The 25,122-nt window shown below is 68.3% G+C and carries 28 protein-coding genes; 20 read left to right on the forward strand and 8 right to left on the reverse strand.

Annotation, left to right across the window (positions count from 1 at the left end; genetic code table 11):
• Nucleotides 1-40 precede the first annotated feature (40 nt).
• Nucleotides 41-1,351 (forward strand): 3-phosphoshikimate 1-carboxyvinyltransferase, encoded by a 1,311-nt coding sequence (aroA, locus tag ACWF82_RS23450; RefSeq protein ID WP_452504328.1) that lies wholly within the window; start codon nt 41-43, stop codon nt 1,349-1,351.
• Between the two features lie 116 nt (nt 1,352-1,467).
• Nucleotides 1,468-2,349: a ribosome small subunit-dependent GTPase A gene (rsgA, locus tag ACWF82_RS23455; protein WP_452504330.1), complete on the forward strand. Its 882-nt coding sequence runs from the start codon at nt 1,468-1,470 to the stop codon at nt 2,347-2,349.
• Between the two features lie 27 nt (nt 2,350-2,376).
• On the opposite strand, the gene ACWF82_RS23460 is transcribed toward rsgA, so the two are convergent.
• Nucleotides 2,377-3,246, reverse strand: a complete 870-nt coding sequence (locus tag ACWF82_RS23460) for an Ig-like domain-containing protein (protein WP_452504332.1) — start codon at nt 3,244-3,246, stop codon at nt 2,377-2,379.
• A gap of 197 nt (nt 3,247-3,443) precedes the next feature.
• Here ACWF82_RS23460 and ACWF82_RS23465 point away from each other — a divergent pair, with 197 nt between their 5' ends.
• From ACWF82_RS23465 to ACWF82_RS23480, 4 genes are all read left to right on the forward strand, one after another.
• Nucleotides 3,444-3,761, forward strand: coding sequence for a hypothetical protein (locus tag ACWF82_RS23465; RefSeq protein WP_452504334.1), 318 nt, complete (start codon nt 3,444-3,446; stop codon nt 3,759-3,761).
• 349 nt (nt 3,762-4,110) lie between these two features.
• On the forward strand, nt 4,111-4,557 hold the full coding sequence (locus ACWF82_RS23470; RefSeq protein WP_452504336.1) for a MarR family winged helix-turn-helix transcriptional regulator: 447 nt from the start codon (nt 4,111-4,113) through the stop codon (nt 4,555-4,557).
• A 95-nt stretch (nt 4,558-4,652) separates the two neighbouring features.
• Nucleotides 4,653-5,102 (forward strand): hypothetical protein, encoded by a 450-nt coding sequence (locus tag ACWF82_RS23475; RefSeq protein WP_452504338.1) that lies wholly within the window; start codon nt 4,653-4,655, stop codon nt 5,100-5,102.
• 12 nt (nt 5,103-5,114) lie between these two features.
• Nucleotides 5,115-5,423, forward strand: a complete 309-nt coding sequence (locus ACWF82_RS23480) for an antibiotic biosynthesis monooxygenase family protein (RefSeq protein WP_452504340.1) — start codon at nt 5,115-5,117, stop codon at nt 5,421-5,423.
• Between the two features lie 60 nt (nt 5,424-5,483).
• Here the strand turns inward: ACWF82_RS23480 and ACWF82_RS23485 are convergent, their stop codons facing one another.
• Nucleotides 5,484-5,819 (reverse strand): ArsR/SmtB family transcription factor, encoded by a 336-nt coding sequence (locus ACWF82_RS23485; protein WP_379038041.1) that lies wholly within the window; start codon nt 5,817-5,819, stop codon nt 5,484-5,486.
• A gap of 111 nt (nt 5,820-5,930) precedes the next feature.
• On the opposite strand from ACWF82_RS23485, the gene ACWF82_RS23490 reads away from it, so the two are divergent.
• Together ACWF82_RS23490 and ACWF82_RS23495 are read left to right on the forward strand one after the other, a co-directional pair.
• Nucleotides 5,931-6,068, forward strand: a complete 138-nt coding sequence (locus ACWF82_RS23490; RefSeq protein ID WP_452504454.1) for a hypothetical protein — start codon at nt 5,931-5,933, stop codon at nt 6,066-6,068.
• A gap of 20 nt (nt 6,069-6,088) precedes the next feature.
• Nucleotides 6,089-7,495, forward strand: a complete 1,407-nt coding sequence (locus tag ACWF82_RS23495) for an FAD-binding protein (RefSeq protein ID WP_452504343.1) — start codon at nt 6,089-6,091, stop codon at nt 7,493-7,495.
• A 3-nt stretch (nt 7,496-7,498) separates the two neighbouring features.
• Here the strand turns inward: ACWF82_RS23495 and ACWF82_RS23500 are convergent, their stop codons facing one another.
• Complete coding sequence (locus ACWF82_RS23500) at nt 7,499-8,653, reverse strand: cytochrome P450 (RefSeq protein ID WP_452504345.1); 1,155 nt, start codon at nt 8,651-8,653, stop codon at nt 7,499-7,501.
• Between the two features lie 165 nt (nt 8,654-8,818).
• On the opposite strand from ACWF82_RS23500, the gene ACWF82_RS23505 reads away from it, so the two are divergent.
• The 3 genes from ACWF82_RS23505 to ACWF82_RS23515 are packed head-to-tail and all read left to right on the forward strand — an operon-like array spanning nt 8,819 to nt 11,103.
• A complete protein-coding gene (locus ACWF82_RS23505; RefSeq protein ID WP_452504347.1) occupies nt 8,819-9,862 on the forward strand; it encodes a 3-oxoacyl-ACP synthase III family protein in 1,044 nt (347 codons plus the stop codon).
• Nucleotides 9,863-9,892: 30 nt separating this feature from the next.
• Nucleotides 9,893-10,735: a hypothetical protein gene (locus ACWF82_RS23510; protein WP_452504349.1), complete on the forward strand. Its 843-nt coding sequence runs from the start codon at nt 9,893-9,895 to the stop codon at nt 10,733-10,735.
• 47 nt (nt 10,736-10,782) lie between these two features.
• Nucleotides 10,783-11,103, forward strand: coding sequence for a hypothetical protein (locus tag ACWF82_RS23515; protein WP_452504351.1), 321 nt, complete (start codon nt 10,783-10,785; stop codon nt 11,101-11,103).
• A 24-nt stretch (nt 11,104-11,127) separates the two neighbouring features.
• On the opposite strand, the gene tnpA is transcribed toward ACWF82_RS23515, so the two are convergent.
• The gene (gene tnpA / locus ACWF82_RS23520; RefSeq protein ID WP_452504354.1) at nt 11,128-11,532 is read right to left on the reverse strand and encodes an IS200/IS605 family transposase; all 405 of its coding nucleotides are present in this window, start codon (nt 11,530-11,532) and stop codon (nt 11,128-11,130) included.
• A 16-nt stretch (nt 11,533-11,548) separates the two neighbouring features.
• Between tnpA and ACWF82_RS23525 the strand changes: the two genes are divergently transcribed.
• Genes ACWF82_RS23525 through ACWF82_RS23540 form a run of 4 tightly spaced genes read left to right on the forward strand, consistent with a single transcriptional unit; the run spans nt 11,549 to nt 16,084 of the window.
• Nucleotides 11,549-12,766: an RNA-guided endonuclease InsQ/TnpB family protein gene (locus ACWF82_RS23525; RefSeq protein WP_452504356.1), complete on the forward strand. Its 1,218-nt coding sequence runs from the start codon at nt 11,549-11,551 to the stop codon at nt 12,764-12,766.
• Nucleotides 12,754-13,815: an NAD-dependent epimerase/dehydratase family protein gene (locus tag ACWF82_RS23530; protein ID WP_452504358.1), complete on the forward strand. Its 1,062-nt coding sequence runs from the start codon at nt 12,754-12,756 to the stop codon at nt 13,813-13,815. Before ACWF82_RS23525 ends, ACWF82_RS23530 begins: the two co-directional genes overlap by 13 nt.
• A 17-nt stretch (nt 13,816-13,832) precedes the next feature.
• Complete coding sequence (locus tag ACWF82_RS23535; RefSeq protein WP_452504360.1) at nt 13,833-14,570, forward strand: glycosyltransferase family 2 protein; 738 nt, start codon at nt 13,833-13,835, stop codon at nt 14,568-14,570.
• The gene (locus ACWF82_RS23540; RefSeq protein WP_452504362.1) at nt 14,567-16,084 is read left to right on the forward strand and encodes a class I adenylate-forming enzyme family protein; all 1,518 of its coding nucleotides are present in this window, start codon (nt 14,567-14,569) and stop codon (nt 16,082-16,084) included. The genes ACWF82_RS23535 and ACWF82_RS23540 overlap by 4 nt, the downstream gene beginning before the upstream one ends.
• A gap of 52 nt (nt 16,085-16,136) precedes the next feature.
• On the opposite strand, the gene ACWF82_RS23545 is transcribed toward ACWF82_RS23540, so the two are convergent.
• Complete coding sequence (locus ACWF82_RS23545) at nt 16,137-17,465, reverse strand: phthiocerol/phthiodiolone dimycocerosyl transferase family protein (protein ID WP_452504364.1); 1,329 nt, start codon at nt 17,463-17,465, stop codon at nt 16,137-16,139.
• A gap of 129 nt (nt 17,466-17,594) precedes the next feature.
• On the opposite strand from ACWF82_RS23545, the gene ACWF82_RS23550 reads away from it, so the two are divergent.
• From ACWF82_RS23550 to ACWF82_RS23565, 4 genes are all read left to right on the forward strand, one after another.
• Nucleotides 17,595-17,873 carry a hypothetical protein gene (locus ACWF82_RS23550; RefSeq protein WP_189026660.1) on the forward strand — a complete coding sequence of 93 codons (279 nt, stop codon included), beginning with the start codon at nt 17,595-17,597 and terminating at the stop codon, nt 17,871-17,873.
• On the forward strand, nt 17,870-18,193 hold the full coding sequence (locus ACWF82_RS23555; RefSeq protein WP_379084836.1) for a hypothetical protein: 324 nt from the start codon (nt 17,870-17,872) through the stop codon (nt 18,191-18,193). Before ACWF82_RS23550 ends, ACWF82_RS23555 begins: the two co-directional genes overlap by 4 nt.
• A 56-nt stretch (nt 18,194-18,249) precedes the next feature.
• Nucleotides 18,250-18,927, forward strand: coding sequence for a pentapeptide repeat-containing protein (locus tag ACWF82_RS23560; RefSeq protein WP_452504366.1), 678 nt, complete (start codon nt 18,250-18,252; stop codon nt 18,925-18,927).
• Between the two features lie 83 nt (nt 18,928-19,010).
• A complete protein-coding gene (locus ACWF82_RS23565; protein WP_452504368.1) occupies nt 19,011-19,778 on the forward strand; it encodes a peptidase inhibitor family I36 protein in 768 nt (255 codons plus the stop codon).
• 72 nt (nt 19,779-19,850) lie between these two features.
• Here the strand turns inward: ACWF82_RS23565 and ACWF82_RS23570 are convergent, their stop codons facing one another.
• The 3 genes from ACWF82_RS23570 to secA form a co-directional block, all read right to left on the reverse strand.
• Entirely contained in the window at nt 19,851-20,258 is a 408-nt protein-coding gene (locus ACWF82_RS23570) for a type II toxin-antitoxin system VapC family toxin (RefSeq protein WP_452504370.1), read from the reverse strand.
• Nucleotides 20,255-20,521, reverse strand: a complete 267-nt coding sequence (locus tag ACWF82_RS23575) for a hypothetical protein (protein WP_452504372.1) — start codon at nt 20,519-20,521, stop codon at nt 20,255-20,257. The genes ACWF82_RS23570 and ACWF82_RS23575 overlap by 4 nt, the downstream gene beginning before the upstream one ends.
• 130 nt (nt 20,522-20,651) lie before the next feature.
• Nucleotides 20,652-23,447 (reverse strand): preprotein translocase subunit SecA, encoded by a 2,796-nt coding sequence (gene secA / locus ACWF82_RS23580; protein WP_452504373.1) that lies wholly within the window; start codon nt 23,445-23,447, stop codon nt 20,652-20,654.
• Between the two features lie 247 nt (nt 23,448-23,694).
• Here secA and ACWF82_RS23585 point away from each other — a divergent pair, with 247 nt between their 5' ends.
• Nucleotides 23,695-25,104: a WS/DGAT/MGAT family O-acyltransferase gene (locus tag ACWF82_RS23585; protein ID WP_452504375.1), complete on the forward strand. Its 1,410-nt coding sequence runs from the start codon at nt 23,695-23,697 to the stop codon at nt 25,102-25,104.
• The last annotated feature ends 18 nt before the right edge of the window (nt 25,105-25,122 follow it).

The following is a 25,122-nucleotide window of genomic DNA, read 5'->3' on the forward strand; positions in this document are numbered from 1 at the left end:
CCACGCCGAATTCCACACCACCTGTGTATCCGGACCGCACATGCGCGAAGATGGGCGGGTGAGTTTCTGGCCAGCGCCCCATATCGAGGTCCCCGTCCACGCGACCGTGACCCTGCCCGGTTCGAAATCCATCACCAATCGCGCGCTCATCCTGGCCGCACTGGCCGATGGCCCGTCCACCCTCACCGGTGCGCTGCGCAGTCGTGACACCGACCTGATGATCAAGGCACTGCAGGGCCTCGGCACCGAGATCCTCGGTGACGCCGAGACCCTCGAGGTCACCCCGGCGCCGCTGCGCAGCACGGCGGTCGACTGCGGCCTGGCAGGCACGATCATGCGGTTCCTGCCGCCCGCCGCCGCGCTGGCGACCGGCGATGTCGCGTTCTTCGGTGACGAGCAGGCCAAGCTCCGCCCGCTGACCACCATCCTGGACGCGCTGCGCAAGCTCGGCCTCGACGTCGACGGCGACGCACTGCCGTTCGTCGTGCACGGCACCGGCCGCCTGCGCGGCGGCGCGGTCACCATCGACGCGTCGGGTTCCTCGCAGTTCGTCTCCGGGCTGCTGCTCTCGGCCGCCCGCTTCGACGAGGGCATCACCGTGCAGCACGACGGCAAGCCGCTGCCGTCGATGCCGCACATCGAGATGACGGTGGAGATGCTGCGCCGCGCCGACGTGGTGGTGCACACCCCGGCCGACTCGCGCAGCGCTCAGACCTGGACCGTGGAGCCCGGCCCGATCCGCGCGGTCGACTGGGAGATCGAGCCCGACCTGTCCAATGCCACCCCGTTCCTGGCGGCGGCCGCCGTCACCGGTGGCGAGGTGAGCATCCCGATGTGGCCGCGCGGCACCACCCAGCCCGGTGACGTGATCCGCGAGATCCTGGTCAGGATGGGCGCCGAGGCGCGCATCTTCGACGGCGTGCTCACCGTGCGCGGCCCGGAGCGCCTGGCCGGCATCGACATCGACCTGCACGACGTCGGCGAGCTCACCCCCACCGTCGCCGCGCTGGCAGCCCTGGCCGACTCGCCCTCGGTCCTGCGCGGCATCGCGCACCTGCGCGGGCACGAAACCGACCGGCTCGCGGCGCTTTCCGCCGAGATCAACCGGCTGGGCGGCAATGTCACCGAGACCGAGGACGGCCTCGAGATCGTGCCTGCCCCGCTGCACGGCGGCCGGTGGCACTCCTACGCCGATCACCGGATGGCCACCGCCGGTGCGATTCTCGGCCTGCGGGTGCCCGGGGTGGAGATCGAGGACATCGGCACGACGGCCAAGACGCTGCCGACCTTCGTCGCCCTGTGGGAGCAGATGCTGGCGCCCGCCTTATCGGGTGAGGGAGCGTCGCACTGAGCCGCCGAGGTCGCTCCGCGGGCAGCTACGACGAATCCGATGTCCGGGTCCGTCCTGGCAAGGCCTCGCGTCCGCGCACCAAGACCCGGCCCCAGCACAACGACGCCGAGGCCGCGATGGTGGTCTCGGTGGACCGTGGCCGCTGGGGCTGTGTGCTCGATAGTGACGCCGACCGGCGCATCGTCGCCATGCGGGCCAGGGAACTCGGCCGCACGCCGATCGTGGTCGGCGACCAGGTCGACGTCGTCGGTGACCTGACCGGCAAGCCCGACACCCTCGCCCGGATCGTGCGGGTCGCCGAGCGCGCCACCGTGCTGCGCCGCACCGCCGACGACACCGATCCGTTCGAACGCATCGTCGTCGCCAATGCCGAACAGCTGTTCATTGTCGTGGCGCTGGCCGATCCGCCGCCGCGCACCGGTTTCGTCGAGCGGGCCATGGTGGCCGCGTATGCCGGTGGGCTGGAACCGATTCTGGTGCTCACCAAACGCGATCTGGTCGCGGAATCCGAATTCGCGGCCGCCTTCGAGGGTTTGGACCTGAAGATCCTCTACGCGGGGATCGACGATCCGATGGAGCCGGTGCTCGAGCTGCTCGACGACCGGCTCACCGCGCTGATCGGGCACTCCGGTGTCGGCAAGTCGACGATGGTGAATCGTCTTGTGCCCGATGCGTATCGGGCCGTGGGCGAGGTGTCCGGTGTCGGCAAGGGCAAGCACACCTCCACCCAGTCGGTGGCGTTGCCGCTGCCCGAGGGCGGCTGGGTGATCGACACCCCCGGCGTGCGCTCGTTCGGCCTGGCCCACATCACGCCCGACGACGTGATCGCGTCGTTCACCGACCTCGCCGACGCCATCGAGGACTGCCCGCGCGGCTGCACCCATCTCGGCCCGCCCGCCGACCCCGAGTGCGCGCTGGATCAGCTCCCCGGCACGGAGCGGCGGGTCGCCGCGATTCGTCAGCTGCTGACCGCGCTGATCTCCAACGAGACCTGGTAGCAACCGATTCCGTGCCGGGGAGGGTGATCAGAACCCGAAGGATCCGGTGCCGGTGCCGCCGCCGTCACCCGGGCCGGGATCGGTCGGCACGTCGGCCACGGTGACCACCTTGGTGGTCGACGAGCTGGCCACGCCGCTGCGGCCGGAGAACGTCGCGCCGATGGTGTACGCGCCGGGGGCGCCCGGCGTCCACACGATGGAGGCCTTGCCGTTCGCGGCGACGGGGATGTCGCCGAGGACGTTGTCGCCCGCCTTGAACTGGACCGTGCCGCCCGCCGCCGCCGGGGACACGCTCGCCTCCAGGGTGACGGCCTTGCCGACCTGCGCGCCGGTCACGTCGGTGATGACGGTGCTCGACACCGCGTCGCTGGACACCGTGATGTTCGGGCCCTTGCCCTGGTAGGTGCCGTCGCCGAGCGAACCGCCGTAGTGCATCGAGGTCGGCAGGGGTGTATCGCGGGCACAGTTGACGCCCACCGTGTACTGCACCTCGAAGGTCTGCGATTTCGGGCTGATGTTCGGATACACCGGGTACTTGGTGACCCCGAATTCGGCGCGGACCCAATCGGAGGACGACGTGTCGAGCTGGACCGGGTCACCGCCCATCTTCGCCGAGCCCGCGACCGGAGTCAGGCAGGCGGGGTGCAGGTCCTTGATGTTGTAGATGTACTCCACCGGGATACCGGTCCGCTCGAATTTCGTCGTGACGGTCACGACGTCGCCGACGACCGGGTTGGTGTTGGACACCGTCCTGGTGAACTTGCTGTTCCCGTCGTTCCAGGTGATCGTTCCCGGTGCGGCCGCCGCCGTGCCGGGCACCGCGGCCACCGCGAAGCCCGCCGCCACCACGAACGCGGCCATCGAACCGGCCACCCGCTGCATTTTTCTGTCCACCATCGTTGTCTCCTGCGTACACCGGGCGCCGCTCGACATCGTCGTCGAGACCTCGTTCCACCCGAGTTGGCGAGCAGTAGATCACGGCGGCGCACCCCTGCGGACGAGATTCCGAAATGAGCATTAGTCAGATTGCGAATTCGACTCACGTTCGTCCGCGTTCACGGCAACGGACACCCCGCGCCGGTAGCGTCTCCCCCATGAAGCCACCGGCGATCGGATACCTGCGCCGCGACATCTCGGGTGTCGCCCAGTCCTGGGACGAAACGCAGATCCGCTCCCTAGCCGAACGTCTCGGCTACCGCTTCACCAAGACCGTCGTCTTCAGCGACCGCACCACCGACCCCATCGGCCGCCTCCTCGACGTGGTCACCACCACCGAGGCCGCCGCGGTAGTCACCCCCAGCCTCACCCACCTCGGCCCCGACCTCCCCGACTCGCTCCTCGCCGCCTGCGACGTCATCACGGTTTCCCCCGAGGTCACCCACGCCCGCACCATCCCCGCGCTACCTGCCTGAGATCCATTTCCGGGAGGACCGTCAGCACGTTCCTGAGCGGCGCGAATCCGCCCACCTCGACGACGAGAGCCGTCGTGGATTCCGGCAGCCGACGACTTCTTTGCGTTGGTCGACGTCGCACAGCCCGCCATCGTGCGCGCCGTCATGCTCGAACAACTCGCGTATCGGCTGCCGAGAAACGGCCGGTCACTGCCCGATGCACTACGCCGCGCCGATGCGCCCAGGTTCGCCGAACGTGTCAGGGCGTATCCGCCAGTCACCGACGTCAGTCACCTCAGAGGCAGCATTTCCTGACACCCGTCCCCGGACTGTCAGCACCCGGCGCGGGGGCATGCGGGAAAATGGCTCGGTGACCACCGAGAATCCCCGCCCCCGGCCGCCGGCGATGAGCCCGACCATCCTGGTGATCACGTTGTCACGGCGGGTCGAGGCGGAGTTGAGCGCGGGGCTGGCGCCGCTGGATCTCACGGTGGCGCGGCTCGGGCTGCTCGGGCATATCAACGGGGTGCCGGGGGCGTCGTTCAGTGAGCTGGCGCGGATGTCGGGGACGAGTGTGCAGAGCGTGCATACGGCGGTGAAGTCGCTTGTCGCGGCGGGGCTGGTGCAGGATCGCACCGCGCGGGCCGGGTCCGCGTCGGCGATCGAGCTCACCGAGGCGGGGAAGCAGCTGCTCGGTGAGGCGCGAAAAGTGGTGACACAGGTGGACACTCAGCTTTTCGGGCCGGAGGCCGACCCGATTCAGCGGCGGGTGGGCGCGGCCATCGTCGCCGCGTTCACCGGCGCGTCGCCGCCCTGACCTGCGCCGTCCGCGGACGTGACACATCCGACCTTCAATGTTGTTGAAACTCGCGCTAAGCTTCAGCCACATTGAAGGTCGGAGGGAGTCGGTAGGTGGAACATTTCTTGTTGTCCGTGCATGTGGTCGCGGGCATCGTCTTCGTCGGGGGCTCGGCGGTCGCGACCAGCCTGTTCCCCCGGTATGCCCCGGTCGCCGCGGGCGGCCCCGATCCCGAGTCGGTGCGCAGCAGCTCCGTGGCCGTCGCCCTGCACCGGATCACCGGCAACTACGCCAAACTCGCGATCATCGTCCCGGTGATCGGCATCGTGCTGGCCACGATCCAGGGCCGGATGAACGAAATCTGGATCACCACCGCCATGGTGACCACGGCGATCGCGGGCGGTCTGCTCGCCGTGCAGATCCACCCGATGCAGCGCCAAGCGCTCGACGAACCCGACGACGGCAAGCGCCTGCGCGTGCTGTCGATGCTGGCGGGCATCTACAACCTGCTCTGGACGGCCGTTGTCGTCCTCATGATCGTCCGTCCCGGATCCGCGAGCTGAAGGAGTTTCGACATGACCGACCAGGGTGTCACTTTTATCAACGTCATCGAGGTATCCGCCGACGAGGTCGACGGTTTCATCGAGCAGTGGCGCGAGCGGGTCGCGCTGATGCGCACCGCGCCCGGCTTCCGCGATGTCCGGCTGCACCGCGCACTGCTCCCCGATTCCCGCTTCCAGCTGGTGAACGTCGCGCATTGGGACAGCGCGGAGGCCTGCGAGGCCGCCGGGCTCAACCCGACGGTCGTCGCGTCCGTCGACCAGGCGCGCCAGGTCGCACGCGCCAACCCGGCGCTCTACCAGGTGGTCGCCGAATTCCCCTGAGTCACGACGGTTCAGGCAGGCACGCCGAACCCCGCCCCGGCCGAGGCGGGGTTCGCGGCGTCAGGCGTGTTTGGCGCCGATGGTGTGGAGTATCTCGTGGATGATCGGGTCGGTCAGGCGGTTGGTGACCGTGCGGCCTTCGCGGGTCGAGGTGACGCAGCCCTCGTAGCGCAGGACGCGGAGGGCTTGGGAGATCGCGTTCTCGGTGCGGCCGATCGCGGCGGCCAGTTCGCCGACGCTGATGCCGGGGGTGCGGTGCAGGCACAGCAGGATTTCCAGGCGGTTCGGGTCCGAGAGCAGGTCGAATCGCTGAGCCCATGCGGCGATCTCGACGTCGCTGATCGCGCGCCGGCCGAGTTCGACCGGCGACCCTTCCAGTGTGCGTGGCTCTCCCATGACGTCAGTCTATTAGCTCACCATCTGTCCATCTGTTCAGATAAACATGGGTGGGGACGTTTGATGAGGCTCCGCGGTCGGCCGGTATTCGCTCTGGGCGGATACAGCCCGGTGGCAGGATACGGCGCGGCCGGTGAGGCCAAGGTGTTCGACGGCCTGCTGCGGTTGACCGGCGGTCCCGGCATGCCCGGCTTCGCCCCGGCGGCGAATCCCACAATCCGGCAGTCGCCTCAGCCTGTCCTCAGGTAGCCGTCTTAGCGTGTGCTCCCGTGACTTTCACGCAGGGGAATACAGGGAGTTCACGGCGCAGTCTCAGCGGGTGGGGACGCACTGCGCCGACCGTTGCCGAGGTGCTGCACACGCCGGACATCGCGGTGATCGCCGAGCGGGTGCGCACCGCGGGACCGCGCGGGGTGATCGCGCGCGGACTCGGGCGCAGCTACGGCGATCCGGCGCAGAACGGGGGCGGTCTGGTCGTCGACATGACCGCACACGACCGCATCCACAACATCGATCCCGACAGCGGAATCGCCGATGTCGACGCGGGCGTCAGCCTCGACACCCTCATGCGCCGGGCGCTGCCGTACGGGCTGTGGGTTCCGGTGCTGCCGGGTACCAGGCAGGTGACGGTCGGTGGCGCCATCGGCTCCGATATCCATGGCAAGAACCATCATTCGCAGGGCAGCTTCGGCAATCACGTGGTGTCACTGGACCTGCTCACCGCCGACGGATCGGTGCGCACCCTGACACCGGAGGGTGCGGAGGCCGAGCTGTTCTGGGCGACAGTCGGCGGCATGGGCCTGACCGGCATCGTCACCGGCGCCCGAATCCGGTTGAAGCACACCGAGACCGCGTACTTCATCGTCGACAACGACCGCACCCGCGATCTCGACGAAACGATGGAATTGCTGACCGGCGGATCCGACGACGGCTACGACTACTCGATGTCGGTGCCGGACACCATTTCCACCGGCGCGAAACTCGGCCGTGCGGGCTTCAGCCGCGGGTCGCTCGCGACACTGGACCAGCTTCCGCCGAAACTTCGCGGCACACCGCTGAATTTCGATGCGCCGCAATTGTTCACCGTGCCCGACATCTTTCCGAACGGGATGGTCAACGGCGTGACGACCAGGATCGCGGCCGAGGCGGCGTATCGCCTGTTTCCGCGCCGGGCACGCGGGCGCATCCAGAATCTGACGCAGTTCTATCACCCGCTGGATCTGCTCGGGGAATGGAATCGGGCCTACGGCCGGCGCGGGTTTCTGCAGTACCAGTTCTCGATGCCGTTCGGCGCCGAGCAGCAGCTCGCCGACGCGGTGCGGGCCATCGCCGAGTCGGGCCATCACTCGTTCCTCAATGTCTTCAAGCGGATGGGTCCGGGTAACCCGGCGCCGCTGTCCTGGCCGCATCCCGGATACATGCTGAGCCTGGATTTCGCGCTCACCGCCGGACTCGACCGGTTCTGCACCGAACTCGACGAGCGGGTGCTCGCCGCGGGCGGGCGGCTGTACTTCGCCAAGGACTCGCGGACCACGCCCGCGATGATCGCGGCGATGTACCCGCGACTCGACGAGTGGCGGCGGGTGCGGGACGAGGTCGATCCGGAGCGGGTGTTCGCCTCCGATCTGTCGCGACGGCTGAACCTGGTGACGGGAGCGAACCTGGTCCGGCACTGACGCTCAGCCGGCGAGGCGGATGCGCAGGGTCTCGTAGGTGGGGATGAAGACCTTGCGGCGGTAGCGGCGCTCGACGATCTCCCACGGCCTGCCCGCGGCGGTGAGCGCCGCGAGCAGTGCGGTGAGTTCGGAGTGGACGAGCTGCGCGCCAAGGCACAGATGGCGGCCGCCACCGAACCAGAGCTGGCGGGTCTCGGGCACGTAGTCGCGGTGCACGCTGAACTCGCCGACCGCGTTGTTGATCGTCCAGGTGAGGATCTTGACGTGCTCGCCGGCGCGTAGCTCGCGCCCGGCGATGGTCACGTCGGCGGTGACCGAGCGCCCGACCAGATAGGCCGGACTGGTCACCCGCAGGGTCTCGCGGACCGCGTCGGGCAGCCGCTCGGGTGCGGCGAGCAGCGCCCGGTGCTGACCTGTGTCGTGCATGATCGCGACCATCCTGGTCATGGCGCTGGCCAGGGTGTCGGTACCGGCCACGGCCATGAGAATCGCGAGCCCCGCAGCATGCTCGACATCCAGACCCAGCTCGCGACAGCGCCCGAGGGTGGTGTCGGGATCCGCGCGCGCGTAAGCGCTAGGGACATTGACAGCCAATTGCCCGGCCAGTTCCTTCGCGCGGGCCACCGCGACCGGGTCGAGGGTGGTCGAGGCCATGGTGCCGAAACCGAGGTTAACCAGCTCCTCGACATGGTGGAACAGCCGCAGGAACAGCGCGTCCAGGTCGTCGGTGTGGTCGCCGCCGATGGCCGCGGCGATGTCCTCGGGGCGCATGCCGACCAGATCGGACACGCTGCGCCCGACCAGGATCTGGGCGCGGGCGGCGATGTCGACGGTCTCGCCCGCGGCGAGCCGATCTCGCAGATCCCGCAGGTCGGGGCCGATTACGCGCTCGACCAGGGCATCGGTGTGGGTGAGTGTGAACAGGTCGCGCACCGTGGTCCGCAGCTCGGTGTGGCCCGGTCCTTCGAACAGGTCCTCGACCCAGTCGCCGATGACCTGCGCCCACCAGTGCCCTGCGGCGCCTTCGGAGACGATGCTGAAGTGCGTACTGTCGTTGTAGATCTGGCGCGCGACCAGCGGATCGGCAACGAACCAGCCGAGTTTGGGGACCTTGCGAATCGGCCGCGCGATCCCGCCCAGCAGCAGAACGCCAGGCAACCAGGGCTGACCTGCGGCTAGTAGGGTGAGTTCATGGCGTCGGGCAGCACTCCACACCCCGGCACAATCTAGTTGACCGTGACCGAATAGTGAAGGTCTGTGACTAGGATCGGCGAGATGCGCTGATGGCGGATTGTGCATCGCGCGATATTCGGAAGTGAACACATGGTGAGATCGACAATCGAAGCCGTCGGCGCGTATCTGCCGGCCCGCGAGGTGACCACAGCGGAGTTGATGAGCCGATTGGCCGTCGACGCGCCGCTGGACCTGGAGAAGGTCAGCGGGGTCGTGGCGCGGCGCGTCCGCGGCGTCGACCCGGATGGCACGGCGGAGGACTCGTTCACCATCGCCCTCGCCGCCGCCCGGAGCGCGCTGGCGAATTCCCGGTACGCCGCCGCCGAGCTGGACGTGATCATCTCCTGCTCGATCACCCGCACCCGCGGCGAGAACTTCTGCTTCGAGCCGTCCTTCGCGCTGCTGCTGCGCAACGCGCTCGGTGCGACGCGGGCCATCCACTTCGACGTGTCCAACGCGTGCGCCGGGATGATGACCGGAGTTCTGCTGCTGGACAGGATGATTCGATCCGGTGCGGTCCGGCGGGGCATGGTGGTCTCCGGCGAGTGCATCACGCCGATCTCCGACACCGCGGTGCGCGAGATCTCGGAGAAATACGATCCGCAGTTCGCCTCGCTCACCGTCGGTGACGCGGGCGCTGCCGTGATCCTCGACGGCACCGACGGACCCGGTCTCGACTACGTCGAGCTCAATACCAGTGCCGCGTTCGCGAAGCTGTGCCTCGGCATGCCGAGCGATCAGGGTCCCGGTGTCGCGCTCTACACCGACAACCGCGCGATGCACAACGAGTCGCGGTACCTGCTGTGGACCTCGCGTCAGCGCGAATTCCTCACCGCCCGTGGGTCCAGCTTCGCCGACGAGGGCTACGACTACCTGATCCATCACCAATTCAGCGGTCCCGCGGTGGAATTGATCGACAAGATCGCCGAGCGCGAGTTCGATTCGGTGATGCCGCCGAAGCTGGCCGTGCTCGACCGATACGGAAACACCGCGTCGACATCGCATTTCGTGGTGCTGCACGACGCACTGCGGCAGGGTCTGCTCGCGCCGGGGTCCAAGGTGCTGCTCGTGCCCGCCGCCTCCGGTGTGGTCGCCGGGTTCCTGTCGGTGACAATCGGCGATCTGCGGGTATAGGACAGTATGGGAATCATCATTTCTTCGGCCGTGACACAGACCGGCGGAGTCAGTTCGGTGGGCCAGGCGGCCGCCGCCGCGCGTGCCGCGCTGACCGGCGCGGGCGCTACGCCGGAACAGATCGACGCGTTGATCAATGTCGGGGTGTACCGCGACGCGAACCTCGTCGAACCGGCCGTGGCAGCGCTCATCCAGCAGGCAGCGGGCATCGGCCTGGAGTACCGGCCCGGTGACGTGCCGTGTCTGTCGTTCGACCTGATGAACGGGGCATGCGGCGTGGTCAATGCCGTCGGTGTCGCCGCGTCGCTGCTGGCCGACCTGCCCGCCGGACACGTGGTCATCGTCTCCGGCGACGCGCACCCGTCGACGCGAGCCGACGCCGACTTCCCGTTCGAACCGGTGGGCGCGGCACTGGTGCTCGAGAATTCCACCGCCGCCATCGGTTTCGGCGGCGTGCATGTGAGCGCCGGTGACGCGCTGCCCGACCCGCAGGGGTATGTGAACCTGTCGACGATGGGCTCCACCGGCCGGTCGGCGTTGACGGTGGAACTCGATACCGGCACCACCGAACTCGTCGAGCACGCGGTCGTCGCGGCGCGCGAAGCGCTGGCTGCCGACGATGTCGACGCGGCCGAGGTCGTGCTCTTATGCGGCAAACCGACACCCGACTTCGCCGCCGCACTGGCCGCCGAGCTCGGTGTCGGCGCCGTGGTGACCGACGACCTGGCCGGTGACGCGCACACGTCCGCGTTGACGGCCGCCTATGTGGCGGCCCGCGATGCCGGGCTGACGCAGCGGCCGCTGCTGTTCGTCGCGGCCGACGGCGGACCCACCGCCGCGGCCGTCACCTACCGCGGGCCGGGGGTGCGGTGATGGCCCTACACGCTGTCCCCACCGGGGACGATGAGGGAAGGATCTGGATGGACAACACACCGCAGCACGGGCGGCACCGCGCGTCGTCGTCGGGGACACCGAGTTCGCGGGCGGTGTTGGCCCTTCGGTCGATCCCGGTGTTCGGATGGGCTTTCCTTGTGCTCGGGGTGATCCGGCCGTTCCGTTCGCCTCTGCTGAAAGCGGCGTTCTGGATCGATGTGGTGCTCAGCGTCGGCGTGCACGCGGCCCAGATTCCCGCCGCGCGCCGGGTGGCGACCGAGCGCGGAATCTCCGCCCGGCGGGCCGCCGTGATGACGATGCTGTTCGGGGCGACCTGGTGGAAGACCCTGGGCGAGGCGTCGCGGTGACACCGGGGGGCAGCGGCGGGCGCTCTAATCTGGCCGCCGCTGCTCCTCCACGTACTGGCGGATGGTCTCCAGCGGTGCCCCGCCGCACGACCCAGCGAAATACGACGGAGACCACAGGCGATCCTGGTGGGTCCGCATGCGATACACCTGCCGCAGTCGGCGTGAGGTCACCCCCTTGAGGGAGTTCACCAGCTTGGACAGCTGCACTGTCGGTGGGTACTCGACGAGTAGATGGACGTGGTCGTCCTCGCCGTCGAACTCGACCAGGTGCGCCCCGAAGTCCGAACACACGTCCGCGAGCACCTGCTCCATGAACTTCAGGTGCTCGTCGGTGAACACGTGACGGCGGTACTTCGTCACGAAGACCAAATGCACGTGCAACTTGAAAACGCAGCTACGGCCACGTCGAATAGCATCTCCTACAGGCATAGACCAATGTTATGCTGTGAGTGTGCTCACCCGTTGCCGCTACCGCGCCTACCCGACCGGCGAGCAACAGCGGATGCTGGCGAAGTCGTTCGGCAGCGCCCGGGTCGTGTACAACGATGCCCTGCGAACCCGCCGCGACGCCCATGCCCGCGGCGTGCCGATCGGCGACACCGACGTGCAGAAACTGGTTATCACCCGCGCGAAAACCACCCCGGAACGGGCATGGCTGGCCGAGGTGTCCTCGGTGGTGCTGGTGCAGGCATGCCAGGACGCGCGTAAGGCGTACAGGAACTTCTTCGATTCCCTCATCGGGAAACGCAAGGGCCGCAAGATCGGCGCACCGCGATTCAAGTCCCGCAAGAGCCGCCAGTCGATCCGGTTCACCCGCAACGGTTTCGGTGTGACTACCCGTGGTGTCCGGTTGGCGAAGATAGGGGACGTGGCGCTGGAATGGTCGCGAGAGCTGCCCTCTGCCCCGTCCTCGGTCACCGTCTTGCGGGAATCCGACGGCCGCTACTACGCCTCGTTCGTGGTCGAGCGCGACGTGATGCCCCTGCCCCCGGCTATCACTGTCGCGGGTGTCGACTTGGGTCTGATCGATCTGGCGGTGATCGCCCGCAACGACGGCACCGTCGAGAAGGTCGCCAACCCGCGCCACCTCCGCTCTGCCGAGCGACGGCTCGCCTGCGCCCAGAAAGCGTTGTCACGCAAACAGAAAGGGTCACATAACCGCGCCAAGGCGCGTGTCCGTGTCGCAGCACTGCACCGGAAGGTGCACCAAACACGCCTCGACCACCACCATAAGCTCGCTCTACGGCTGATCCGCGAGAACCAAGCGGTCGCCGTGGAAGACTTGGCGGTATCGGGTTTGACGCGCACTCGGTTGGCGAAGTCCGTGCACGACGCGGGCTGGTCCACCCTCGTACGACTCCTCGAGGAGAAGGCTGTCCAGTACGGCCGAGAAGTGGTGAAGGTGGACCGCTGGTTCCCTTCCACCCGAACGTGTTCGGCGTGCGGGCGGGTTGGGGAGAAGAAGTCTTTGCAGGTGCGGGAATGGACGTGCGCGTGCGGCGTTGTGCACGACCGGGACATCAATGCCGCAGTGAACATCATGGACGCCGCCGGGCTGGCGGAGTCGATAAACGCTTGTGGACCCGATGTGAGACTCCAGCCTGATGGAGCTGTTGGGATTGAAACAAGAACCCATCGAACGGAGGCGTCATGCCCCGCGTAGGAGTCCCGGCCAGCCAGGGCAGGGAGGAAGTCAATGTGCTGGTGACGGGGGCGAGCGGCTTCGTCGGCGGGGCGATCGCGCGCGGCCTGCTGGCGCGTGGAGTGCCGGTCAGGGCGATGGTGCGCGATCCCGCGTCCGCCCCGGCCGGTGCCGAGGTGGCGGTGGCCGATCTCGCGGACGCCGCGGCCCTGGCCCGTGCCGTGTCCGGGGTGCGGGCCGTGGTGCACGCCGCGGCGCTGCTCGGGGAATTCGGGCGGCCGGCGGAGTTCTTCGCGGTGAATGTGGCCGGGACCGATCGGCTGATGCAGGAGGCCGCGGCGGCGGGCGTGACGCGGTTCGTCTTCATCGGCAGTCCGAGTGCGCTGATGGCACCCGAGGGCGGTGACCAGCTCGGCATCGACGAGATGGTGCCCTACCCCGCCCGGTTCCTGAACAGCTATTGCGAGACCAAGGCGGTCGCCGAACAGCTGGTGCTGGCGGCCGATACGCCGGAATTCACGACGTGCTCGCTGCGGCCGCGCGCGGTGTGGGGGCCCGGTGATCGGCGCGGGCCGATCGTGCAGATCCTGGCGAAGTTGCGGGCCGGCCGGTTGCCCGACCTGTCCGGCGGCCGGGATGTGCTGGCGTCGCTGTGCTACATCGACCATCTCGTGCAGGCGGTGGTTCTGGCGCTCGAGGCCGAGAAGGTCGGTGGGCGAGCCTATTTCGTCGCCGACGCCGAACCCGTATCGGTGTGGCCGACGATGGCCGCGGTGGCGCGGCGGTTCGGGTTGGCCGCGCCGGGTATCACCGTGCCTCCGCCGGTGCTGAGTGGCGCGCTGGCGGCGATCGAGACGGTGTGGCGGATTCCGGCGGTCGCGCAGCGCTGGACGCCCCCGTTGTCGCGGTACGCGGTCGCGCTCGTCACGCGGTCGGCGACCTACGACATCTCGCGCGCCGAACGGGAACTCGGCTACCGGCCGACGGTGTCGTTCGCCGACGGTCTCGAGCGCTTCCACGAGTGGGTCGCCGGGATCGGTGGTCTCGATCGGCTGGTGGCCGACCTGTGAACAGCGGTGCGCTCTGGGTGGTGATTCCCGCGTACGACGAGGAGCGCGGAATCGGCGCGACCTTGACAGCGATTGCCGCGCAACGGGATACCGGCTTCTCCGTGGTCGTGGTGGACAACAACTCCAGCGACGGCACCGTCGAGATCGTGCGCACGTTCGCCGCGGCGCATCCGGTCCCGGCGATCGAGGTGATCACCGAGCCGCAGAAGGGCACCGGCGCCGCCGCCGACACCGGGATGCGGTACGCGATCGCGCGGGGAGCGACCTTCCTTGCCCGCACCGACGCCGACTGCCTACCGGCGCCCGACTGGACACAGCGGATCAAGGCGGGGTTCGATTCCGGGCTGCGGCTGGTCAGCGGGCAGCTGATTCCCCGGACGGACGAGGGGGTTTCGTGGCGTGATCGCACCATCATCCGGGTCGCGCTGGAGGTGGCGTCGGCCTTCGGGAAGGTGCGCTCGGGCAATCGCGATCCGAAATATCTCGGCCCCTATGTGATGACGCCGGGGTGCAATATGGCGATCACCGCCGAGTTGTACATTGCCGCAGGCGGATTCCCGCGTACCGCGATCGAGGATCTGCACGAGGACCGCGCGCTGGTCAACGCGGTGCGCACGATCACCACCGAGTACGGGTTGCGCCGTGATGTCCGGGTGTACGGGTCCAACCGGCGGGTGCGCGCGTGGGGCATCCGCAAGACGCTGGCCTGGTACGCCGACCATCGGTACCGGCCCGAAGTTGTCGATATTCGATGACGACGGACTTTTTCGAACGCCTCACCATGCAGGCCGACCGTATTCCCGACGCGTCCGCGCTCGGTACGGTCGGCGAACGTGCGCTGACTTATCGCGAGCTCGTCGACACCGTCGGCAGGGTCGCCTACAACCTCGGGGCCGCTGGGTTCCTGCCCGGTGATCGGATGCTGTTCTCGATCCGGCCGAGCGTGTCCTCGGTGACGCTGATCTTCGGGGTGATCGCGGCGGGCGGGACCATCGTCTTCGTCGACCCCGGCGTCGGGCCCGAACTGTTCGCCCAGCGCGTGAAACTGGTCGAACCCACCTGGGCGGCCACCGAATCGCTGCTGTACGCGGTGAGCGGGCCCCTTGCCGGTTTCGGGCGCCGGCGCGGGCTGAGCCTCCCCCGGTTCGGCGCACTCGACGTGCGGCACATCCACAGTGGTCCCTGGCTGCCGGGGACGCCGCCCGGTTCGATTCCGTTGCGCCGCTTCACCGGTGCTGCGGCGGGCACGGCGGACGTGCCCGCCGATCCCGAGGCGGCGGCGCTGATCGTGTTCACCTCGGGCACTACCGACGAGCCGAAAGCCGTTGTGCACACCCGTTCTTCGCTCGGCGCTGGGCTGGCCGCGATGAGCGGGCGGACCAGTCTCGCGCCCGGCGCCTTCCTGCACACCGAACAGCTCATGATGGGGTTGCCCGCGCTCATGGCGGGCGCGCGCTGGGCGATGCCGCCGTATCCGCGCTTCGGCACCCACATCGACCCGGTCCGGTTCACCCAGGCTCTGCACAGCGCCACCCACGCGTTCTACACACCCGCCGACCTGGCCGTCGCGCTCGACGCGCTCGAGTCCGGCGAACTGTCCCCGCCGTCGTACCTGCGCCAGGTCGCGCTCGGCGGCGCTCCCGTCACCTCTTCCTTGCTGCGACGGGCACGGAAGTCGTTGCCCAGCACCGAGTTTCTCGCGATCTACGGGATGACGGAGATCCTGCCCGTCGCCGTCACCAACGATGTCGCCAAGCTGGCGCACGAGGGCGATCTGCTCGGCGCTCCTGTACCAGGGGTGGTGGCCCGGATCGCCGACGACGGCGAACTCGTACTGGCCGGACCGAATCTGTGCCGCGGCTACCTCGGCGCCGACCCGCTCGCGGAGGTCCGCACCGGCGATCTGGCGCGCTGGGACGGTGACCAGCTCGTGCTCACCGGACGCAAGAAGGACATGATGATCCGCGGGAAGACCAACATCTACCCGGGGCTCTACGAGCCGGTGATCACCGCGATCGACGGCGTCCGCGAGGCGATCATGATCGGTATCCCCGACGAGATCGGCGACGAGCGCATCGTCCTCGCCGTCGTCACCGACCCGGACGCGGGCGACGTCGCCGCACTACTGCGCACACGATTGCCACAGATCATCGACACCACCGCGGTCCCCGACGACATCGTGATCGTCGACCGGGTACCCGTCAGCGGCCGCACGAACAAACCCGACCGCGCCGCCCTCCGGGAGTTGCTGCGCGAACGACTCACCTAGACCTGTTACGAAGTGCGCGTCCGATGTCCGCCGATCGCCGGAGAGCGAACGTTCAGCGCGGTGGTCGATGGGATTCGTGGGTGGTGGCTCGGCTCGTGGCGAGCGAGGCCAGGGTGTGGTCGGCCAGGGATTCGATGGTGGGGCGCGGGAGCATGGTGTCGACGTAGCAGAAGGTGATCGACAGGGTGGTGTCGACGGTGGCTACGGCGACGGTGAGGGCGCTGGCGCAGGAGTTGGTTCCTGCGACGGTGAGGGCTGTGATGGACAGGGGGTCGGGGGTTTCGGGTGGGGTGAGGCGGCCGAGGTTGCTCAGGGTGACGTTCCAGGGGGCGCGGCGGTCTACGAGTTCGACAGCGCGCCTGCCTGTTTCGAGGGATCGCGGGCAGCCGTAGCGGATCGCCGCCAGGCCGGTCAGGTCGGCGTGGTGGGTGAGGCGTTGGGACAGCTGGGTTTTCGCCGCGCGGGCCGCGTCCCACAGAGAGTGGTTCGGGCCGAAGGGGACGAAGGTCGGGAGTACGGCGGTGAACATGCCGGGCTCGTCATCGGCGGGTGGTGGTTGTAGCCGGGACCGCAGGTCGACCGGGATGCCGATGCCGGCGACACCGGATGCGCAAGGGCGGTTCAGTTCGCCCAGTGCCCTGGCGAGGGCGGCGGCGAGCGCGGCATTGACGGTGACGCCGGCTCGATGGCAGCGGGCGCGGAGGTCGGCGAGCTGGTCGCCTTCGATGGTGCGGTGCACGGTGCGGGTGCGGCGCACGGGCAGCGGGGGCAGATCGCCGGGGAGGCCGACGGGGCGCCGGACCGTCGCGGTGAGCTGACCGGCGAGATTGGTGCGCAGGCACCGGAGCAGACGGGTGTGCGCGGGTGGGATCAGGTCGTCGGCGGCCGGGATCGGTGGCCGGGAGGCGGCGGGGCCGGGGGCGCCGAAGGCGACGGCGAGGATGCGTGACGCGAGCGAGGCCATCGAACGGCCGTCGATCAGCACGTGCGAGAAGACCAGGATCAGGTCGTGCGTTTCGTCGGAAGTGCCTGGGCGCCAAGCCAGATCGACGACACGACCCGGTGCCGTCGACAGGTCGACCGGTGCGGTGAGCTGGTCGTCGAAGACGGTGCGCCACTCCTCGGGGTCGGCGACGATGCGGTGCAGGACCGGCAGGTGCGGGTGGTGCGAAGGGACGAAGCGCGGACCGTCGACGACGATCGCGCGCAGCAGCGGGTATTCGGCGACGACGGCGGCCGCGGCCTCCTCCAGGCGATACGCGCCGATCGGGCCACGCACTCGTACCCGGACCACGCAGTTGGCCGGCGAAAGTTGATCGACCAGCCAGAACCAGCGTTCCGACGGCGACAGCGGGCGATCGATCTCGCCGGCGCGCACCATGGCGCCCTCCCCTTCCTCCGCACCTCGTCCAGCTCCGCGGAGACAATCGACCGCGCGCATTCGAGGGTACGGCCGGATAGAGGCACTCAGCGCTTTCCTACGCACTTACTACGTGCGTATTATGGACGTATGGGTTTCGAGTGGCCTGATTGGGCGATCGCTCACCTGATCGGCGTCGAACCCAGCGAGGTTCGGCAGGTCCTCGCAGCGTCACGACGGTGGCCACGCCCGGCCTTCGACGGCCAGGTGACCGTTCTGACGGTGTGGGGGCGCACCACGGCCGGACGCCCGTTGATCGTGGTCACACGGCAGCGCGACGACTGGACGTGGGTGATCATCGGCGCACGAGCGATGCGCGCCGAGGAACTGGCGCAATTCGAGCAGTGGGAAAGTGGGAACCGGTCATGAGCGATCAGGACTATCCATCGAGCAAAGAGGAACTCGCCGACTACATGGACCGGCTGAGTTTCTCCGATGCGCCCGCCGAAGCTCCGCCTCGCCTGCCCGCCAACGAGGACATCATGGTGACCACCTCCATCCGGCTGCCGCTCGGCCTGCATTCCCGGTTGAAGGACCTCGCCGACGAACGGCGCGTCGGCGTATCGACCCTGCTCAGGGAGTGGGCCGAAGCCGCGGTCGCCGAGATCGACGACGAGGATCAGATGATCTCGCTCGCCGAGGCGAAGCGGGCGCTGTCGCGGGTTCACCCCATTCACCGGGCCAGCTGAGCGCGAACGTCGCGGGATCGTTCTCGGGTGCGAACCGAGGGGTGTAAACATGCCTCATGATGTTCTGGCGGCGCCGATCGAAAGGCGAGCTGCATACCGTCCCCCGCTGGCCCACCGACCCGGATGCCCGGAAGGCGCTGGCGCACTATCTCGACCGGCTGCCGACCGACCCGGCCGTGCCGCGGACCACCGAAATGTTGTTCAACGGTTGGGGACTCGACCTCGCCGGCAGTGATCTGTCCGGGCTCGATCTCGGCGGGGCCGAACTCGGTGAGGCACGGCTGAGCGGGGTCCGGCTGGTCGACACCGATCTCTACGGCGCCTGGATGTTGTCGACGGATCTGTCGGGGGCCGATCTCACCGGCGCCGATCTCGGCAAGGCCCAAGCGCGCGACTGCACGCTGCGCGAAGCCCGGCTGCACGGCGCGCGGCTGATGAAAGCCGACTTCACGACCTCCGACTTCCATCGCGCCGACCTCACCGGCGCCGATCTGCGGCGAGCGACGTTCGGCGACACCGATTTCCGCGGTGCGAGCCTGCGCGAAGCGCGGATGGACAATGCCAGCTTCTGCGGCGCCCGGCTGGCGGGCTGCGAGGTGGCGGGCGCGGTCGGCGCGATCGACGGTCCCGTCGATGTCGGCGAACACAGTCCGCACTGGCTCGACGGCGCCGCCCTGGCGTCGTGGTTCGCCTCGTCGGGAGCACCGGGCGTGACGGTTCGTTCGTTGCACTGAGAAATCGAAACCACGCCCGAGCGCGGGTGACGTACATGTGAAAATCGTTGCGCAGGTAGGTAATCCGCGCGCATTCTGGCGCCGTGCAGAAGGTATTCGCGGTGGTGCTCGCCTTGGTTGCCGGATTCGGCGTCGTCGGCTGCGAGCACGACACCGCCGGCGAAGACACGGCCAAAGTGGTGGAAGAAGTCGTGTGCGAAATGGTGGTGCCGATCGTCGACGCCGTCCTGGTGAAAATGAAAGCCGGGGTGACGGTGACGGCAGCACTGATCGCCGGGGCCACCGGGCTCGTACTGAGCAAAGCCTGCTCCTATCTGCTCGACCGCATCGGCCAGGCCCCGGACGAGGAGCACGAGGTCACCCTCGACAACGGCAAGGGCTCACAGACCACCAAGATCACCGGCAACACCTTCACCAGCGTCACGCAGGACTGGTGCGACAAGACCGGCGGCTGCACCGGCTACGACCGCTGCCCCAGCTCCTATGTCTGCCTGTTCACCGGCAGCGAGGGCACCGGCAAGATGTCACTGTTCAAGATCGGCTCCCCCGACCTGGGCAACCAGCACATCGACGTCGCCACGATCTCGGTCTACAACCGCACCGGCAAAACAGCCACCCTCTTCGCCGCCCGCAACAACAAGGGCGACACCTACACCATCGAGAAATCGGACAAGGGCGACCTCCCCGAAGCCTGGCAGGCCACCGCCCGCTCGATCACCGTCGGCCCCCTCCCGACCACCACATCGAGCACCACCACCGGCCCGAGCACCCCACCGCCGTCCACACCGCGCACCCCGAATTCGTCGACACCGTCGACCTCCACGACACCAACCGTCGTCCCGACATCCTGAATTCGGTCAGCGGCCGCGCCGTATCGCCGCGATGGGAGATTCGCCAGAATGCCGGTACGCCGGTCACAGCATTCAGGCCGAACCCGCCTGCACGATCCGGACCGTGCAGGCGACTCCTGGCGCGTTCGCCGAGCGTGCGTCCGTGGTGAGCAGTTCGCAACCGTAGGCTTCGGCTGCTGCGACATAGGCGGCGTCGTAGGCGGTCAGGTTGTCACGGAGGTCCCAGATCCTGGGGACGAGTACGCGGGTGACGGGAACCTCGGGATCCAGGCTGCCGAGGGCCGTGACGGCGCGTTCTGCCTGGACGGGGGTGATCGTGCCGGCGCGGGTGAAGCGGCGGATCACCGACAGAACCTCGACGGTCCAGTGTTGCGGGGCGATCCAGCGATTATCGGCTTCCAGGGCTGCCCGGCAGGCGTCACCGAGCGGACCAGGATTCAGCAGAGCGTGAACGAAGGCCGACGCATCGACCACGATCACTCGCGGATCTCCAACTCGTCCAGCGCCGGATCCCGTTCGGCGCGTTCGGCATCCAGCGCCACCACGACGTCCCGCGCGGTGAACGCGACGTCCACCGCGGCGGGGCTGAACTGTTTGAGCACTGCGATATTGTCCTGGCGCCGAGCTTCGTCGCGGACCAGGTCGAAGAGAAATGCCTGCAGCGACTGCCCACGCTGGCGCGCCAGCGCCACCAGCTGATCACGGAGCGGCTCCGGTACGTCGCGAATCTGCAGGGCAACCATGCATGCAATTGTACATGCAGGTGCGGGTGGAGGACATGCCCCGCCGCGCCGCATGAGAACTCGTCTCCACGACGCGACAAAGGCTCCCACGGATAACCGTGGGAGCCTTTGTCATTCAGTTACCGCACGCTCAGCGGCGGCGCTTGCCCTTGGTTTCGGCGCGGGCGGCTTCGCGGCGTTCGCGGCGGGTGCCGGGCTGGCCGCCGTATTCCTGGGCGTCGGAGTGGGATTCGGCGCGGCCGTCTTCGGCGGGGCCCGAGTAGTTCAGGCCGCGGGGGGACGCGTCGGAGATGCCCTTGGCGCGCAGGGCCGGTGGGGCCTGGGTTTCGGCGGGGGCGTCCTGGGGGCGCGGGGCGCCGACCGGGGAACGCAGGCCCTGGCCGACCGAGACACCCTCGGGCTGGGGCTGCTGGACCTCTACCTGGAGGTTGAACAGGAAGCCGACCGACTCCTCCTTCAGGCCCTCCAGCATCGCGGCGAACATGTCGAAGCCCTCGCGCTGGTACTCGACCAGCGGGTCGCGCTGGGCCATCGCGCGCAGGCCGATGCCCTCCTTGAGGTAGTCCATCTCGTAGAGGTGCTCGCGCCACTTGCGGTCGAGGACCGAGAGCAGGACCTGACGCTCCAGGTTGCGCATCGCGCCTTCGCCCGCCAGGCCGTCGATCTCCTGCTCGCGCTTCTCGTACGCGGTGTGCGCGTCGTCGAGCAGGGCTTCGCGGAGTTCGTCGCGGGTGAGTTCGCCCGCCTCACCGGTGGCGGTCTCGCCCGCGAGTTCCTTGTGGTCCAGGCTCACCGGGTACAGCGTCTTGAGCGCGGTCCACAGCTTGTCCAGATCCCAGTCCTCGACATAACCCTCGGCGGTGGCGCCGTCGACGTAGGCGGTGGTCACGTCGGTGATCATGTTCTGGACCTGACCCTCCATGTCCTCACCACGCAGGATCCGGTTGCGCTCGCCGTAGATGACGGTGCGCTGCTGGTTCATCACCTCGTCGTACTTCAAGACGTTCTTGCGGATCTCGAAGTTCTGCTGCTCGACCTGGGTCTGGGCGCTCTTGATGGCCTTGGAGACCATCTTCGCCTCGATCGGCACGTCGTCGGGCAGGTTCAGGCGCGTCATGATCGCCTCGAGCGCGGCACCGTTGAAGCGGCGCATCAGCTCGTCACCCAGCGACAGGTAGAAGCGGGACTCGCCCGGGTCGCCCTGGCGGCCGGAGCGACCACGCAGCTGGTTGTCGATACGGCGCGACTCGTGGCGCTCGGTGCCGAGCACGTAGAGGCCACCGGCGTCGCGCACGGCGTCGGCGTCGGCCGCGGTCTGCTCCTTGACCTGCTCGAGCGCGGAGTGCCAGGCGGCCTCGTACTCGTCGGGGGTGTGCACCGGGTCCAGGCCCTGCTTGCGCAGCAGGATGTCGGCGATGATGTCGGCGTTACCGCCGAGCACGATGTCGGTACCACGACCGGCCATGTTGGTGGCGACGGTGACCGCGCCGGGCCGACCGGCCTCGGCGATGATCTGGGCTTCCTGCTCGTGGAACTTCGCGTTCAGCACCGAGTGCGCGACACCGCGCTTGGTGAACTGCTTGGACAGGTACTCCGAGCGCTCGACGCTGGTGGTACCGATCAGGACCGGCTGGCCCTTCTCGTGCCGCTCCACCACGTCGTCGACGACGGCGTCGAACTTGGCCTCTTCCGACTTGTAGATCAGGTCGGCCTGGTCCTTGCGGACCATCGGCTTGTTCGTCGGGATCGGGACGACGCCGAGGCTGTAGATCGAGTGCAGCTCGGCGGCCTCGGTCTCGGCGGTACCGGTCATGCCGGACAGCTTGTTGTAGAGGCGGAAGTAGTTCTGCAGGGTGATCGTGGCCAGGGTCTGGTTCTCCGGCTGGATCTCGACCTTCTCCTTGGCCTCGATCGCCTGGTGCATGCCCTCGTTGTAGCGGCGGCCGACCAGGATTCGGCCGGTGAACTCGTCGACGATGATCACTTCGCCGTCGCGGACGATGTAGTCCTTGTCGCGCTGGTAGAGCTCCTTGGCCTTGATGGCGTTGTTCAGGTAGCTCACCAGCGGGGAGTTGGCGGCCTCGTAGAGGTTGTCGATGCCGAGCTGGTCCTCGACGAACTCGACGCCCGCCTCGTGCACGCCGATGGTGCGCTTCTTGATGTCCACCTCGTAGTGGACATCCTTCTTCAGCAGCGGCGCGATGCGCGCGAACTCGGCGTACCACTTGGACGAGGCGTCGGCCGGGCCCGAGATGATCAGCGGGGTACGGGCCTCGTCGATGAGGATGGAGTCGACCTCGTCGACCACGGCGAAGTTGTGGCCGCGCTGCACGAGATCGTCCAGCGAGTGGGTCATGTTGTCGCGCAGGTAGTCGAAGCCGAACTCGTTGTTCGTGCCGTAGGTGACATCGGCGTGGTAGGCGACGCGGCGCTCGGCCGGGGTCATGCCGCCGAGGATCACGCCGACCTCGAGACCGAGGAAGCGGTGCACGCGGCCCATCCACTCGGCGTCGCGCTTGGCGAGGTAGTCGTTGACGGTGACGACGTGCACGCCCTCGCCGGAGATCGCGTTCAGATACGCGGGGAGCACACAGGTCAGGGTCTTGCCCTCACCGGTCTTCATCTCCGAGATGTTGCCCAGGTGCAGCGAGGCGCCACCCATGATCTGGACCTTGTAGTGCTTCTGGTTCAGCACTCGCCAGGACGCCTCGCGGGCCACCGCGAACGCCTCTAGCAGCAGGTCGTCGAGGGTCTCACCGTCGGCGTAGCGCTGCTTGAACTCGGCGGTCTTGGCGCGCAGCTCGTCGTCGGTCAGCTGCTCGATCTCGTCGCCGTACGCGATGACCTCGTCGGCGAGGTTCGAGAGCCGCTTGACCATGCGACCTTCACCAATCCGTAGCAACCTCGTCAGTGTCAGCGCAGGCACGGGTCTCGTCAGTCCTCTGGTCGGGGTGTGTTCGGCTGGTTGGCCACAGTGTTGATGGCCATGGTAGTCCGCAGACCACCGTACCCGGCGGCGCGGACCCATGCCCGGCGTACCGGAGGCAGACATCGGCCCTGGTCACGGTGCCCGACGGGCCTCGTTGCCCGGCACCGCGATTCACCTGCCGTGACGTAGGATGTAGCGCGTGCCTGGTCGGGGTCAGCTGGCACCGGAAGGAGTATCGAAGCGCGTGATCACGAGATTGACGCCGCAGGATGCGTCGTTCTACCGGCTCGAATCGAGCAGCAACCCGATCCACATAGGCTCTCTCGCGATCCTCCAGAACTCCGAGCCCGACGCGTCCGGCCAGGTCCTGGACTACGACAAGCTCATCGACCTGGTCGAGACCCGGCTGCCGCTGGTCCCCCGCTACCGCCGCAAGGTCCGCGAGATCCCACTCACCCTCGGCAGGCCGGTGTGGGTGGACGACAGCCGCTTCGACATCAGCTATCACATCCGCCGCTCCGCGCTGCCCGGCCCCGGCAGCGACGAACAGCTCTACGACCTGGTCGCCCGGCTCGCGTCCCGGCCGCTGGATCAGGGCAGGCCGCTGTGGGAGATGTATCTGATCGAGGGGCTCGCCGACGGGCGCGCCGCGGTGTTCACCAAGTCGCATTCGGCGCTCGTCGACGGTGACACCGCGCTCGAGATCGGGCACGTGATCCTCGACAACAGCCCCCTGCCGCGGGAGCTGGCCGACGTCGCGTGGCGCGCGCCGCGCGAACCCACCGACGTGGAACTGCTCGCGGGCGCGCTGTCGCATCTCGCCGCGCAGCCGCGCGAGGCCTACGAGGTTGCCCGCGACGCCGGTTCCAATGCGTTCGGGCTGGTCAGGGGTACCAGGATGGCGGTGAAGGCGGCGGCCAACGCGGTGCGCGCCGCGACCTCGGGCGTCGCGGACAGCCCGCTCAACGCCCGCACCTCGCGCAGCCGCCGCTTCGATGTCGTGCGCACCGACCTCGACGACTACCGCACCATCCGGCGCCACTTCGACTGCTCGATCAACGACACGGTGCTCGCCGTGGTCACCGGCGCGCTGCGCAACTGGCTGCTCTCGCGCAACGAGGCGCTGGTCGAGTCGACGAACCTGCGGGCCGTCGTGCCGATGTCGGTGTACGTCGACGGCGGCGACCAGCTGGCGCCTGCCAGCGAGGTGTCCTCGTTCCTCATCGATCTGCCGGTGGGCGAACCGAATCCGGTGATGCGCCTGTCGCACATCGCGCACGCGACCGAAGCCGCAGGTCGGCAGCGTCGTGGCGTGCGGGCGCGCACGCTGGTGCACCTGGCCGGGTTCGCGCCGGCCAGCCTGCACGCGATGAGTGTGCGGGCGGCGAGTACCTTCGCCGACAACACGTTCAACCTGGTGATCACCAACGCGCCGGGACCACAGACCGCGATGTACATCGGCGGGGCGCGCATGCTGGAGATGTATCCGGTATCGCCGCTGCTGCGCAATCAGACGTTGAGTTTCGGGCTCACCTCGTACGACGGTCAGGTCTTCTACGGACTCAACGCCGACCGGGACGCCATGGCCGACATCGACGTCCTCGCGGCGTCGGTGCACGAATCGATGGAGGAGTTGCTCGGTGCCTGTCTCTGAGAACGGCAAGTTGCGCGT

This window comes from Nocardia sp. NPDC055053, from assembly GCF_053608285.1.